Source organism: Streptomyces blattellae (genome assembly GCF_009709555.1).
GTDB classification, from domain to species: Bacteria; Actinomycetota; Actinomycetes; order Streptomycetales; family Streptomycetaceae; genus Streptomyces; species Streptomyces blattellae.
In genome coordinates, this window is sequence record NZ_WJBG01000222.1 from 65,854 (window position 1) to 79,224 (window position 13,371).

General features: G+C 72.1%; 10 protein-coding genes. 6 read left to right on the forward strand and 4 right to left on the reverse strand.

Going from position 1 to position 13,371, the window contains the following annotated elements:
- Positions 1 to 42: 42 nt before the first annotated feature.
- Both GFH49_RS31875 and GFH49_RS31880 read right to left on the reverse strand, forming a co-directional pair.
- A complete protein-coding gene (locus GFH49_RS31875) occupies positions 43 to 681 on the reverse strand; it encodes a helix-turn-helix domain-containing protein (RefSeq protein WP_155059534.1) in 639 nt (212 codons plus the stop codon).
- Between the two features lie 72 nt (positions 682 to 753).
- Complete coding sequence (locus tag GFH49_RS31880; protein WP_155059535.1) at positions 754 to 2,163, reverse strand: cytochrome P450; 1,410 nt, start codon at positions 2,161 to 2,163, stop codon at positions 754 to 756.
- A gap of 197 nt (positions 2,164 to 2,360) precedes the next feature.
- On the opposite strand from GFH49_RS31880, the gene GFH49_RS31885 reads away from it, so the two are divergent.
- The 6 genes from GFH49_RS31885 to katG all read left to right on the forward strand — a co-directional run bounded on the left by GFH49_RS31885 (position 2,361) and on the right by katG (position 9,138).
- Complete coding sequence (locus tag GFH49_RS31885) at positions 2,361 to 3,161, forward strand: SAM-dependent methyltransferase (RefSeq protein ID WP_155059536.1); 801 nt, start codon at positions 2,361 to 2,363, stop codon at positions 3,159 to 3,161.
- A 25-nt stretch (positions 3,162 to 3,186) separates the two neighbouring features.
- Entirely contained in the window at positions 3,187 to 4,572 is a 1,386-nt protein-coding gene (locus GFH49_RS31890) for a type I glutamate--ammonia ligase (RefSeq protein WP_155059537.1), read from the forward strand.
- A gap of 1 nt (position 4,573) precedes the next feature.
- Positions 4,574 to 5,701: an amidohydrolase family protein gene (locus tag GFH49_RS31895; protein ID WP_155059538.1), complete on the forward strand. Its 1,128-nt coding sequence runs from the start codon at positions 4,574 to 4,576 to the stop codon at positions 5,699 to 5,701.
- Positions 5,702 to 5,725: 24 nt separating this feature from the next.
- A complete protein-coding gene (locus tag GFH49_RS31900) occupies positions 5,726 to 6,253 on the forward strand; it encodes an NUDIX hydrolase family protein (RefSeq protein ID WP_196218186.1) in 528 nt (175 codons plus the stop codon).
- A 195-nt stretch (positions 6,254 to 6,448) separates the two neighbouring features.
- Positions 6,449 to 6,886 (forward strand): Fur family transcriptional regulator, encoded by a 438-nt coding sequence (locus tag GFH49_RS31905; RefSeq protein WP_155059540.1) that lies wholly within the window; start codon positions 6,449 to 6,451, stop codon positions 6,884 to 6,886.
- Between the two features lie 35 nt (positions 6,887 to 6,921).
- Positions 6,922 to 9,138, forward strand: coding sequence for a catalase/peroxidase HPI (katG, locus tag GFH49_RS31910; protein ID WP_155059541.1), 2,217 nt, complete (start codon positions 6,922 to 6,924; stop codon positions 9,136 to 9,138).
- 79 nt (positions 9,139 to 9,217) lie between these two features.
- On the opposite strand, the gene GFH49_RS31915 is transcribed toward katG, so the two are convergent.
- Both GFH49_RS31915 and GFH49_RS31920 read right to left on the reverse strand, forming a co-directional pair.
- Positions 9,218 to 11,068 carry an ABC transporter ATP-binding protein gene (locus GFH49_RS31915; RefSeq protein ID WP_155059542.1) on the reverse strand — a complete coding sequence of 617 codons (1,851 nt, stop codon included), beginning with the start codon at positions 11,066 to 11,068 and terminating at the stop codon, positions 9,218 to 9,220.
- Positions 11,069 to 11,202: 134 nt separating this feature from the next.
- Positions 11,203 to 13,320, reverse strand: a complete 2,118-nt coding sequence (locus GFH49_RS31920; protein ID WP_155059543.1) for a bifunctional serine/threonine-protein kinase/ABC transporter substrate-binding protein — start codon at positions 13,318 to 13,320, stop codon at positions 11,203 to 11,205.
- Between the last annotated feature and the right edge of the window lie 51 nt (positions 13,321 to 13,371).

Consider the following 13,371-nt stretch of genomic DNA (forward strand, 5'->3'; position numbering starts at 1 on the left):
GACCACCCCCGATGCGGAGTCAACGACCACCTGCCGGAAGTGTCAAGTACTACTGAACACACACCATACGCCGACGGCTGGTTCCTCTCCATCGTTGCGGTAGCGGTGCGGAGTCGTCGACTCGAAGCAGACCGCGTCGCCGGGGCGCAGCGGGTACTCGTCGAAACCGAGGGTGAGGACGAGTTCACCCGAGGTGAGAAAGCCGTACTCGGTGCCCGCGTGCCGCATCAGGCCACCGGAGCCGGAGGAGGCGCCGCCGGGCCGGTAGGTCACCAGCAGGAAGTCGACATCCGTGCCGGGAACATGGCCGAGACGCTCCCAGACGACCCCCGAGTCCAGCTCCAGCGTCTCCCGCTCGCCCGGTGTGACCAGCGGGCCGATGCGGCGGCCCGGATCGGCGGCGAAGGCGGCCAGGGCGTGCAGGACGGTGCCGGGGGCGGCGGTGGCCGCGATCCGCGGTGCGGGGTCACCCGCCTCGAAGAGGGACTCGACGGAGATGCCGAGAGCCGTCGTGATCGCGTACAGCGTGCTGACGGAGGGCTGGCTCTTGCCCGTCTCGATCTGTGACACCAGGCTCGCCGAGACCCCGATCCCCCGGGCCAGCGACCGCAGGCTCATCCCCCGGTCCAGACGCGCCTGCCGGATACGGGCGCCGACCGGCGGAGCGGCGGCTGCTGCCACTGACGGCTCCTCTCCCGGTGGCGTATGTGCAGCTTCATTGAACAGCCGGGGGTGGGCGGGACGCCAGTGCGCTCAGCCGCCCGGGCGGATCAGCCCCGTCAGGTACCGCCACAGCGAGGACCGCCGGCGGACCACCTGGTCCGGTGCGTCCGCCGGGGGCGCCGCGGCTTCCGGGGGTGCCGTCGGCACCGGGCGCGGTGCCTGCTCGGCGAGTTCGTAGCGCACCGGCAGCGAGCGCAGCCCCCGCATGAACGGCGAGGAACGCCAGGGCAGTTGGTCGACCGGCAGGGCCAGCTCCAGGTGGGCGAACCGTTCGAAGACACGGCTCACGCCCGCCGCAGCGATCGTCGACGCCAGCTCGCGGGCCGGGCACTGGCGCGGGCCCGCTCCCCAGGACAGGTGCGCCCGGCTGCTGATGGTGGAGGATCCCGGTGCCGTGTGCCCGGCGAACACCGGGTCGGCGTGCGCGGCGGCGGAGGAGACCCACACGGGGTCACCGGCGTGGATGGTGTAGTTCCCCAGCCGGGTGTCCGCGGCCGCGAACCTCGGCACGAAGTTGACCAGCGGCGGCTTGCGCATGACCACCCGGTTCATGGTCTCCCGGACCATCCCGGCGGACAGGACCGCACGCACTCCTCCCTCGCGTTCCCCGGAGATCACCTCGACGACGGTGTTGGAGATGAGGATGCCGACGTGGTCGGAGGTCATGCCGAGCAGCATGAAGAGCTCGCGGGCGAGTTCGTCGACCGAGAGGTCGGGGTCGGCGGCCAGCAGCAGGGAGGGGAAGTCGTCGCCCGGTTGCTCCCGCTTGGCGGCGGCCAGCTCCGTGAGGGTCCGCAGCAGCCGCGCCAGGGCGGGTTCGGCGTCCGGGCCCGCGTCCAGCACCCGCCACATGTCCATCAGGGCGTCGTCGCCCTGCGAGCCGGGGAAGCCGAGCAGATGGCTGGCCGCCATCAGCGGCAGCGGGCGGGAGAACTGCGCCGACAGGTCGGCCAGGCCCGTGCCGCCGCCCTGGGCGAGCAGGGTGATCAGCTCGTCGGCGTACGTCGTGACGGCCGCCTTCAGCCGCTTGGCCTGCGGCTGGCGCGGGTCCTGGAACGGCCGCAGGGTGGCGTCCCAGGCGATGCGGAGCCGCCGGTGCCCCGAACCGCCCTGGATGAGCACGTGGTTGACGTCGAGGGAGGGCGCGAGCGGCCAGTCGGCGGGCACCCGGCCCTCCGACCTGGCCCGCCAGTTCTCCAGGCCCTTCGGCCAGCCGGCGTCGTCGTGCAGCACCTGGAGCGACTCGCGGTAGCCCAGCACCAGCCATGCGGGCACGCCCAGCAGATCGACCGGGGCGACCGGGCCGTGGCGCTCGCGCAGCCGCTCGTAGACGAGCGCGGGCCGGGTCTCGTAGTCCCGCGTCAGCAGGGGTTCCGGAGCCAGGGCTTCCAGCCGCGCACCGTCCCGCGCCGGCTCCTCCTCGACCAGATGGAATTCCATGATGCTGCCGCCCCCTTCGACACCGCCCGTAGCGGTCTGCAGCCAGTGAGTGGTTGCGGATCGCAGGGGACCCTACCTCAGGCGGCACACCCGTCACAGGGCCGGGGTACTCGCCGGTAGGAAAGTGTTTCCGGGACATGCTGATCACCGGAGCGGCACAATGACGGCGACGGCACCGGGCGCGCGAAGGAGCAGAGTTGAGCGAGACCCACCCCAGACCGGGGCTGAACACCGCTGTGGCACACAACGCCCGCGTGTGGAACTACTGGATCGGCGGCAAGGACAACTACGAGGTCGATCAGCAGGTCGGCGAGCATGTGGCGACCATGTTCCCGGTGATCCGGGACATCGCCCGCGCGGACCGTGAATTCCTCGGCCGGGCCGTGCGGTTCCTCGCCGGTGAGTGTGGAGTGCGGCAGTTCCTCGACATCGGCACCGGGCTGCCGACGGCCGAGAACACCCACGAGATCGCCCAGCGCATCGCACCCGAGGCCCGCATCGTCTACGCCGACAACGACCCGATCGTGCTCGTGCACGCTCGGGCGCTGCTGACCGGCACCCCCGAGGGCGTCACCGACTACATCGACGCCGATGTGCACGACCCCGGGGCGATCCTCGAACACGCCGCGAGGAGCCTCGACTTCACCCGTCCGGTCGCCGTGATGATGCTCGGCATCATGAACTTCGTACTGGACACCGACGAGGCGCGGCGCATCGTGCGCCGGGTCATGGACGCCGTCCCCTCCGGCAGCTTCCTGGCCCTGACGCACCCCACCTTCGACGCCGACCTGGGCGGCGAGGGCCAGATCCCGGCGATGGAGTTCTGGAACGAGAACGCCACCCCGCCGATCACGGCCCGCAGCCGCGCGGACATAGCAGCCTTCCTGGACGGACTGGAGCTGCTCGACCCGGGCATGGTGCCGTGCTCCCAGTGGCGTGCCGGGCCCGACCTGCCCGCCGCGGTACCGCAGTTCGGCGCGGTGGCCGTGAAACGCTGACGTAGCCGCCGCACGAGGAGGACGTATGACCACCCTTGCCGACCCCGTTCCCGGAGGGCGTCCGGGCGATGTCGAACGGGCCACCGCGCTCAGCGGGGAGCTGTCCGGCCGGGGTGTGCACGGCATCGTCCTGGCCTACGTCGACACGGCGGGCATCGGCCGGGTGAAGACCGTCCCCACCGCCAGGCTCGCCTCGGCGGCGGCGTGGGGCGTCGGCATGTCGCCGGTCTTCGACACGTTCCTGGCGGACGACTCCATCGTCTCCACCGATGTCCTCGGCTCACCCGACGGCGATCTGCGTCTCTACCCCGACCTGGACCGACTGGTCGCCCTGGCCGGGCAGCCCGGCTGGGCGTGGGCGCCGGTCGACCGGATCACCCAGGACGGCGAGCGGCACCCCGGATGCAGCCGCACCTTCCTGCGCCGGACCGTCGCCGACGCGGCCGAGCGGCACGGCGTCACCTTCCGGGCGGCGATCGAGATCGAGTGGGCGGTGGGCCGGGGACCCGCGGCGGACGGGGAGTTCGTGCCCGCGGTGTCGGGTCCGGCGTACGGCGCGGTCCGGCAGGTGGAGCTGAGCGACTGCACGGCCGATCTGCTGGCGGCGTGCGCGGCGCAGGGCGTGGACGTCGAGCAGGTCCATCCCGAGTACGCGGCGGGGCAGTTCGAGATCTCGGTGGGCGCGCTCGACCCGGTCGCGGCGGCCGACCGCAGTGTGCTGGTGCGGCAGACCGTCCGGGCGGTGGCGCAGCGCCACGGGCTGGTCGTCTCCTTCGCCCCGGCCGTGTCCGCGCGGGGCGTCGGCAACGGCGGCCACATCCACCTCTCCGCCTGGCGCGACGGCGCGAACCTGCACTCCGGCGGCGCGGGCCGGTACGGCATGACGGCCGAGGCGGAGTCCTTCGCGGCCGGGATCCTCGCCCATCTGCCCGCGCTCACGGCCGTCACCGCCCCGAGCCCGGCGAGCCATCTGCGGCTGAAACCCTCCCAGTGGGCCGGGGTGTTCACCGCCTGGGGCCACGAGACCCGTGAAGCGGCGGTACGCGTCGTCACCGGTACGGCGGGCCTGCGCGACCAGGCGGCGAACCTTGAGGTCAAACCGGTCGACCTGGCCGCCAACCCGTATCTCGCCCTCGGCTGCCTGATCGCCGCCGGACTGGACGGAGTGTCGTCATCGGCGCCCCTGCCCGAGGAGATCACCGGCGACCCGGCACGGCTGGGCGAGGCGGTGCGCCGGCTGCCCACCTCGCTGGCGGAGTCGGTCGAGGAGTTCCGCAAGGACGAGGGGCTGCGCACCGCCCTGGGCCCGGTGCTCGCCGACGCGGTGACCGCCGTACGCCTCGGGGAGATCGCGGCCGTCGCCGGACTGGACGACGAGCGGATCGCGGCGGCGTACCGCTGGAAGTACTGACGTGGGCGCCGTCGGGGAGGAGCTGGCCGGGCTGCCGCTCTTCGACCATCACTGCCACGGTGTGACCACCGCCGGTCTCGGCCGCGAGGGCTTCGAGTCGCTGCTCACCGAGGGCGAGCCCTGGCCGGGCGTCTCGATGTTCGACACTCCTGTCGGCGCGGCCGTCCGCCGCCACTGCGCTCCCCTCCTCGACCTGCCCCGGCACGCACCCGCCGACGACTACCTGACCCGGCGCACCGAGCTGGGCCCCGGCGAGGTGAACCGGCGCTTCCTCAGGGCCGCGCGGACGGATGTGCTCTGCGTCGACACCGGCTACCGCCCGGACGGGCTGACCACTCCGGCGGAGCTGGCGGAGGCGGCGCACGCGGACGCGTACGACATCGTACGACTGGAAGCCGTCGCCGAGGCGGTCGCGGCCGAGGGGGTCGAAGCGGACGCGTACGCGCGCACGTTCCGCGCGGCGGCGGAGGAGGCCGTACGGCGTCCGGGCGTGGTGGCGGTGAAGTCCGTGGCCGCCTATCGCTCCGGCTTCGACCTGGACCCGGCCCGTCCCACGGACGAGGAGGTGACCGAGGCAGCCCGGCAGTGGCTCACCTCGGGCGGCCGGCTCCAGCACCCCGTTCTCGTACGGCATCTGCTGTGGACGGCCGTGGAGCTGGGACTGCCGCTCCAGCTGCACACGGGCTTCGGCGACGACGACATCCGCCTGCACCGCGCGGACCCCGCCCTCCTGACCGACTGGCTGCACCTGACGAGCGGCACCGTCCCGGTGCTGCTGCTGCACTGCTGGCCGTACCAGCGGCAGGCCGCCTATCTGGCCGCGGTGTTCGAGCGGGTGTACCTCGATGTGGGGCTGACCCTGCACCACGTCGGGCCGGCCCGGGCCCGGGCGGTCCTGGCGGAGGCCCTGGAAATCACTCCGTTCCGCAAGCTGCTGTACAGCTCCGACGCCTATGGTCTGGCCGAGTTCCATCTGCTCGGCGCGGTGGCCTTCCGGCAGGGGCTGGCCGGACTGCTGCAGGACCGGGTGGACGCCGGCGAACTGAGCCTGCCGGACGCGCTGCGTATCGCCCGCTGGGCCGGGCAGGACAACGCTCGACGGGTCTACCGGTTTTCCGTCAACTCCTGAAAGTATGATCAAGCAATGTCTGACATGACCGAAACCACGCCCGGCTGGCTCTCCTCCGACGAGCTGGAGATGGCGCGCGCCAGCATGCCGATCCTGTACGTCGAGGCAGTGCCCGTGCGCGTCGACGACAGCGGCGAAGTCAGCAGCATCGGCCTGCTGCTGCGCATCGGACCCGACGGAACGGTCAGCCGGACGCTGGTCTCCGGCCGTGTCCTGCACCACGAGCGGGTCCGGGACGCCCTCCTGCGCCACCTGGAGAAGGACCTCGGCCCGGTGGCCCTGCCGCACGTCCCGGCCTCCCTCCAGCCCTTCACGGTGGCCGAGTACTTCCCCACCCTCGGCATCACGCCGTACCACGACCCGCGTCAGCACGCGGTCTCGCTCGCCTACATCGTGCCGGTCACCGGCGACTGCCGGCCCCGCCAGGACGCCCTCGACCTCGTCTGGTTCAGCCCGCAGGAAGCCCTGTCGCCGGCGGTGCAGAGCGACATGCCGGGCGGGCACGGGGTGCTGCTGAAGCAGGCGCTGGCGCATGTGGGCTGCGTGAGCTGAGCGGCGGTCGCTTCCGTCGTCGTCGCCGGCCCGGGTTCTTGATACGTCGCGCCGGATTCCGGTCACTCCGTGTGGCCGTCATGCACTCCACCGTCACCGTGCCTTCTCGGCCGCTTCCCGCGCCCCGACTCGACATGAAATTAGAACGAGTCGTATTCTTGAATCGTTCGTGTTCTTGAGGATAGGTTCTGCGGCATGACCGCATCCGAGACTCCGACCACGGCCGAGGAGCTGCGCGGCGCCGGCCTGCGGGTGACGGCGGCCCGTGTCGCGCTGCTTGAGACTGTCCGGCACGGCGACCACCTCGGTGTCGAGGCGATCGCCTCCGGAGTCCGAGACCGCGTCGGCCATGTCTCCCTCCAAGCCGTCTACGAGGGCCTGCACGCGCTCACCGCGGCGGGCCTCATCCGGCGCATCGAGCCGGCCGGCAGCCCGGCCCGGTTCGAGGGACGTGTCGGGGACAACCACCACCATGTCATCTGCCGGTCGTGCGGTGCCGTCGCCGACGTCGACTGTGCGATGGGCAAGGCGCCCTGTCTGACCGCGTCCGAGGACCACGGCTTCTCGATCGACGAGGCCGAGGTCATCTACTGGGGCCACTGCCCCGGCTGTTCGATCCCACGAAGTTCCTGAGCACCGAAGATCCAGTAAGTTCCGGAAGGATTCCCATGGCTGAGAACCCTGATGCAATCGTCACCGACCCCAAGGCGGAGGGCACAGGAGGCTGCCCGGTCGTACACGGGCGTGCGCCGCACCCGACCCAGGGCGGCGGCAACCGCCAGTGGTGGCCGGAGCGCCTGAACCTCAAGATCCTCGCCAAGGACCCCGTCGTAGCGAACCCGCTCGGTGCGGACTTCGACTACGCCGAGGCCTTCCAGGCCCTCGACCTGGACGCCGTGAAACGGGACATCGCCGAGGTGCTCACCACCTCGCAGGACTGGTGGCCCGCCGACTTCGGCAACTACGGCCCGCTGATGATCCGCATGGCCTGGCACAGCGCCGGCACCTACCGCATCAGCGACGGCCGCGGTGGTGGCGGCCGTGGCCAGCAGCGCTTCGCGCCGCTGAACAGCTGGCCGGACAACGGCAACCTGGACAAGGCCCGCCGTCTGCTGTGGCCGGTCAAGAAGAAGTACGGCCAGTCCATCTCCTGGGCCGACCTCATGATCCTCACCGGTAACGTCGCACTGGAGAGCATGGGCTTCACCACCTTCGGCTTCGGCGGCGGACGCGCCGACGTCTGGGAGGCCGACGAGGACGTGTACTGGGGTCCCGAGACCACCTGGCTCGACGACCAGCGCTACACCGGCGACCGTGAGCTGGAGAACCCGCTCGGCGCCGTCCAGATGGGCCTCATCTACGTCAACCCCGAGGGCCCCAACGGCAACCCGGACCCGCTGGCCGCGGCCCGCGACATCCGCGAGACGTTCCGCCGCATGGCGATGAACGACGAGGAGACCGTTGCCCTCATCGCCGGTGGCCACACCTTCGGCAAGACCCACGGCGCCGGCCCGGCCGACGCGGTCGGCAACGACCCCGAGGCCGCGTCCATGGAGGAGCAGGGCCTGGGCTGGAAGTCCACCTACGGCACCGGCAAGGGCGGCGACGCCATCACCTCCGGCCTTGAGGTCACCTGGACCACCAAGCCGACCCAGTGGAGCAACGACTTCTTCGACATCCTCTTCGGCTACGAGTGGGAGCTCACCCAGAGCCCCGCGGGTGCCAACCAGTGGGTGGCCAAGGACTCCCAGGAGATCATCCCGGACGCCCACGACCCGTCGAAGAAGCGTCGGCCCACGATGCTCACCACCGACCTCTCGCTGCGCTTCGACCCGATCTACGGCGAGATCTCGAAGCGCTTCCACGAGCACCCGGACCAGTTCGCGGACGCCTTCGCCCGCGCCTGGTACAAGCTGACCCACCGCGACATGGGCCCGAAGTCCCTGTACCTCGGCCCGGAGGTCCCGCAGGAGACCCTGCTGTGGCAGGACCCGCTGCCGCAGGCCGAGGGCGAGGTCATCGACGCCGCCGGCATCGCGGCGCTCAAGGCCAAGCTCCTCGACTCGGGCCTGTCGGTCTCCGAACTGGTCTCCACCGCGTGGGCGTCGGCCTCGACGCACCGCGGCAGCGACAAGCGCGGCGGCGCCAACGGCGCGCGTATCCGTCTGGAGCCGCAGCGCACGTGGGAGGCGAACGACCCCGACCAGCTCGCGTCGGTGCTGCGCACCCTTGAGGGCATCCAGGGCGAGTTCAACTCCGGCGCCAAGAAGGTGTCCCTGGCCGACCTGATCGTCCTCGGCGGCTGCGCCGGCGTGGAGAAGGCCGCCAAGGACGCGGGCTTCGACATCGAGGTGCCCTTCACTCCGGGCCGGGTCGACGCGACCGAGGAGCACACCGACGCGGAGTCGTTCGCCGCGCTGGAGCCGACCTCGGACGGGTTCCGCAACTACCTCGGCAAGGGCAACCGCCTCCCCGCCGAGTACCTGCTGCTGGACCGGGCGAACCTGCTGACCCTGAGCGCCCCCGAGATGACGGCCCTCGTCGGTGGCCTTCGTGTCCTGGGTGCGAACACCCAGCAGTCGAAGCACGGCGTCCTCACCGAGACCCCGGGCGTGCTGACGAACGACTTCTTCGTCAACCTGCTCGACCTGGGCACGACGTGGAAGTCGACCTCCGAGGACCAGACCCTGTTCGAGGGCAGCGACGCCGCCACGGGCGAGGTCAAGTGGACCGGCACCCGTGCCGACCTGGTCTTCGGCTCCAACTCCGAGCTGCGTGCGCTCGCCGAGGTCTACGCGAGCGACGACGCGAAGGAGAAGTTCGTGACGGACTTCGTCGCGGCGTGGGACAAGGTCATGAACCTGGACCGGTTCGACCTCGTCTGAACCGTCTGATCACGGCGTCCCGGCCCGCGTGGCCGGCCGGGACGCCGTGCTCCGGCCCTCCGTTGGCGCTCGTCGTCCCTCAGTGGCCGGACTCCGCTGCCGCGGAGCCGACGGCGGGGCTCGTGCCGTAGTCGGCGGCGGTGTCGTCGAGGAAGCCGCCCGACTGGTGCTGCCACAGCTTCGCGTACGTCCCGTCCGACGCGAGCAGTTGCTGGTGCGTGCCCTGCTCGACGATCCGTCCGCGGTCCAGGACGACGAGCTGGTCCATGCTGGCGACGGTGCTCAGCCGGTGCGCGACCACCAGCGCCGTCCGCCCCTCCATCAGCCGCCACAGCGCCTCCTGGACGAGCAGCTCGCTCTCGGAGTCCAGGGCACTGGTCGCCTCGTCGAGCAGCAGGACGGGCGCGTCGCGCAGGATCGCCCGGGCGAGAGCGACCCGCTGGCGCTGTCCGCCGGACAGCTTGATGCCGCGCTCGCCCACCAGGGTGTCGAAGCCCTGCGGCAGGGCGTCGGCGAACTCCGTGACATGCGCCGCCTGAGCCGCGCGGCGGATCTCGGCCTCGGTGGCGTCCGGGCGGGCGAACGCGATGTTGTCCCGCAGGGTGCGGTGGAACATCGCCGGGTCCTGCGGCACGTACGCCATCAGTCCGCGCAGGTCGGCCTGGCGGAGCCTGCTGATGTCCTGTCCCCCGACCAGGATCCGGCCGCCGTCGATGTCGGTCATCCGCAGCAGCAGCCGGGTGAGCGTGGTCTTGCCGCCCCCGGACCGGCCGACGAGCCCGAGCTTCGTCCCGCTGGGCACGTCCAGGTCGAGGCCCTTGAAGAGCGGCTCCGCTCCTGCGTGGGAGAAGGTCACCCGCTCGAAGCGGACGTCGGCGGCGCCGGGCAGCAGGGGCTCCGGAACCGCCGGGTCGAGCACGGTCGGCGGCTGGAGCAGCAGTTCGGTGAATTGCGCGGCCTCCGTCATCGAACTCTCCAGGCGGCGGTAGATCTGGTTGAACTCGAACATGATCCGCGTCGCGTTCGTGTAGTACGTGAAGGCGACCACGACCGCCTCCACGCCCTGCGTGCCCCCGGCGAGGGTGACCGCGACCAGCAGGCCCAGCGTGTTGGTCAGCACGGACATCGGCGCGACCAGCGTGTCGATGCGCAGATTGCCGTAGTCCCACGACCTCAGCGTGAGCCGCCGCGAGTGCGCGACCCGGGACCGGTGCTCGGCGGCCTCGCGCTCCTCGGCTGCGAACGCCCGGACCGTGTCCATGTTCATCAGGCTGTCGGCGACATGACCCGACACCCGGGCGATGGCCTCCTCGCGCTGGTCGACGAGTGCCTGACGGCGCCGGATGAGCGGCAGCACGCACAGCGCGGTCAACGCGATCATCGCCAACAGCCCGACGACGAGCAGGGGTTCGTAGCGCCACAGCACCACCCCTCCGAACAGCAGCGGCACGAAACTGGCCACGACCTGGAACGACAGTGTGTCGATGAACTCCTCGAACCGGGAGGCGAAGCTCAGCACCCGCTTGGTCAGCGCCCCGGCGAAGTTGTCGTGGAAGAAGGTGGCGTCCTTGGCGAAGAGTTCGTCCATGCCGACCACGTACAGATGCTCGATGGCGAGCGCGTCGACCCGGTTCTGGCAGTGCAGGCCGATGCGCCACAGCGTCTCCGCGAGCAGCAGGACACCGGCGAAACCGAGGACGTACGGCAGCGTCGCGCCCAGGGAGACACTCGTGTCGTCGGCGACGCGGCCGACCAGGTTCGCGACGACCAGCGGCGCGACGTAGTTGATGCCGATGTTGCCGAGCGCCGGCAGCAGCATCGCGGGCAGTGCCAGCCACCGCAGCCGGGACAACTCCCGTCCGTAGTAACGAAGAGCGAGCAGCACCGAGCCCTTGGCCCGGCGCAGCTCTCCCGATTCAGGCGATCCCATCTCAACCCCGTGGTGTCGTACGGCAGCCCGCCGCGTGCCCGGTAAGGAGGTGCCGCTGCCTCGGTGTCCGTGCGAGTACGGGCAGGGCAGAAGCCGTAGTGTCCCGCGGGCGGGCGGACGGAGTCCAAGTGTTTTCAGGCGTCGCCGATGTCGGCGGAGCGCGCGACGAAACGGGCGGTCCCCCCGGTCACGCGGTACAGGAACCCGCCGTTTCCGTCACCGGCGTCGAAGAACTGCGAGGTGGCTTCGAAGCTCACCCGGCGGGTGACGCCCTGCCAGGGGGTGCGCAGGAGTTCCGAGCGCAGGGCGGACCGGCCGTCACCGGCGAGGGCCGCGAGGCCGTGGGCGGCGAACCGGACCGCGTCATAGGCCTCGGCCGCCCAGGGGCCGGGCGGGCGTTTGTGGCGGGCACGGAACGCGGCGGCGAAGGCTCGCGTACGGGGATCGGCGCCGGCGTCGGTGTAGCCCGTGCCGATCCGCCAGTCCTCGCCGACGGCGAGGAAGACGGGGGCGAGGACGTGCTCGCCCGCGGTCCGGGCGCCGCGGTGGCCCGCGGCCCGCAGCGCGCGGGCGCAGGCGGCGGCACGGTCGGGGCGCACCCCGGCGAAGAGGACGGCGTCATCGGGGCGGGCGGCGATGCGGCGCGCGGCGGCGGCGAAGTCCTCGCCGGCCGCGACCTCCTCCAGCACCGTCTCGCTGTCGAGGTTGGGGTGGAGGGTGACGAAGCGGACCGTGGCCAGGCTCGCCGCCTCGGTGGCCCTGTCGTGCACGACCACCGTGCGGGCGGGTTTGACGACCCGGTTCAGATAGCGGAAGGCCGCGTGTGGGCCGATCGTCCGGGTGGAGCGCAGCACCAGCGCGGTGGTGGTCTTGACGTTGTTGAGGCCCTCGGTGTCGGCGCGGGTGACCAGGACGGGCAGCCGCGCCTCCGTGCACACGGGCAGGGCTGCCGGCACGGTCGCGTTCGTGCCCGCGGCGATCACCACGGACACGTCCGGGTCGGCGGCCAGCCGTTCGGCCGCCTCGGCGGAGCCCGCCGCGGTACCGCGGTCGTCGGCGGTGCGCAGCACGAGGTCGACGGTGCGTCGCGGATCGCGGTTGTGCTGTTCGACGGCGAGCAGGGCGCCGCGCCGGTGAGCCGCGAAGAAGGGGCCGTCCGGGCTGCCGAGCAGGGCGACCCCATGGCGGGACCGGCGAGGCGAACCCGGGTTCGCCGACGCGCTGTTGCGGCGGCCCCACTGCCACCACGCTCCGGCCCCGCCCACCGCGGTGACACCGGCCGCGGCCCCCGCGACGAGCAGGCGCCGCCGGGTGGGCGAGGCGGGCGTTTCGGGAGCGGCGGCGGGCGACGGCCCGGTGACCACGGTGGGTTCGGGCACGGGCAGGTCGAGGACGCGTGCGGCACGGGCGGCGACCAGGGCGGGCAGTCGCTCGGGCAGCCAGGCGTCCGCCGCGAACTCACCGAACGTCTCGCGCAGTTCACGTGCGCTCGGCCGCCGCTCGGGTTCCTTCGCCAGACACCGCCGTACGATCCCGTCGAGCCCCTCCGGTACGCCGTCCAGGTCCGGTTCCTCGTGCACGGTCCGGTACAGCACGGCCGCCGCGCCGCCGGTGCCGAACGGGGGCAGGCCGGTGGCCGTGTGGGCGAGGACGCAGCCGAGCGAGAAGACGTCGCTGGGCGGGCCCACGGTGTGCCCGCGGGCCTGCTCGGGCGAGAGATAGCCGGGGGAGCCCACGACGGAGCCGTCCGTGGTGAGGGCGGTCGCGCCGACGGCCCGGGCGATCCCGAAGTCGATCAGCCGCGGCCCGTCCGCGGCCAGCAGGACGTTCGCGGGCTTGACGTCCCGGTGGACCAGCCCGGCCGCGTGCACCCCGTCCAGCGCCTCCGCCAGCGCGGTGCCCAGGCCGCGCAGTCGATCCTCGGGCCACGGCCCGTGCAGCGCCACGGCCTCGGCGAGGGACGGGCCCGGCACGTAGGCCGTGGCCAGCCACGGAGAGCGGGCGTCGGCGTCGGCCGCGACGACCGGGACGGTCCACCTGCTGGTGAGACGCGACGCGAGTTCGGCCTCACGGCGGAACCGGGCGCGGAAGCCGTGGTCGTCGGCGTACTCGGCGCGGATCACCTTCAGCGCGCACCAGGCGCCGTGCGGCGAGCGCGCCAGGTAGACGACGCCCATGCCGCCCGCGCCGAGCCGTCCCGCGAGCCGGTGGCCGCCGATCAAGGAGGGATCGGAGGACAGAAGCCGTTCCACGTCAGCAGCCTTCTCCCTTATCCGGCCGCCAGGGAACCGCCGCCGCGGCCC

What these genes read in the sequence shown, in the direction of transcription:
- GFH49_RS31880 (WP_155059535.1), bottom strand. Translation starts at nt 2,163, where the DNA reads ATGGAATTCCATCTGGTCGAGGAGGAGCCGGCGCGGGACGGTGCGCGG.
- GFH49_RS31890 (WP_155059537.1), top strand. Translation starts at nt 3,187, where the DNA reads ATGACCACCCTTGCCGACCCCGTTCCCGGAGGGCGTCCGGGCGATGTC.
- GFH49_RS31900 (WP_196218186.1), top strand. Translation starts at nt 5,726, where the DNA reads ATGACCGAAACCACGCCCGGCTGGCTCTCCTCCGACGAGCTGGAGATG.
- GFH49_RS31905 (WP_155059540.1), top strand. Translation starts at nt 6,449, where the DNA reads ATGACCGCATCCGAGACTCCGACCACGGCCGAGGAGCTGCGCGGCGCC.
- katG (WP_155059541.1), top strand. Translation starts at nt 6,922, where the DNA reads ATGGCTGAGAACCCTGATGCAATCGTCACCGACCCCAAGGCGGAGGGC.
- GFH49_RS31915 (WP_155059542.1), bottom strand. Translation starts at nt 11,068, where the DNA reads ATGGGATCGCCTGAATCGGGAGAGCTGCGCCGGGCCAAGGGCTCGGTG.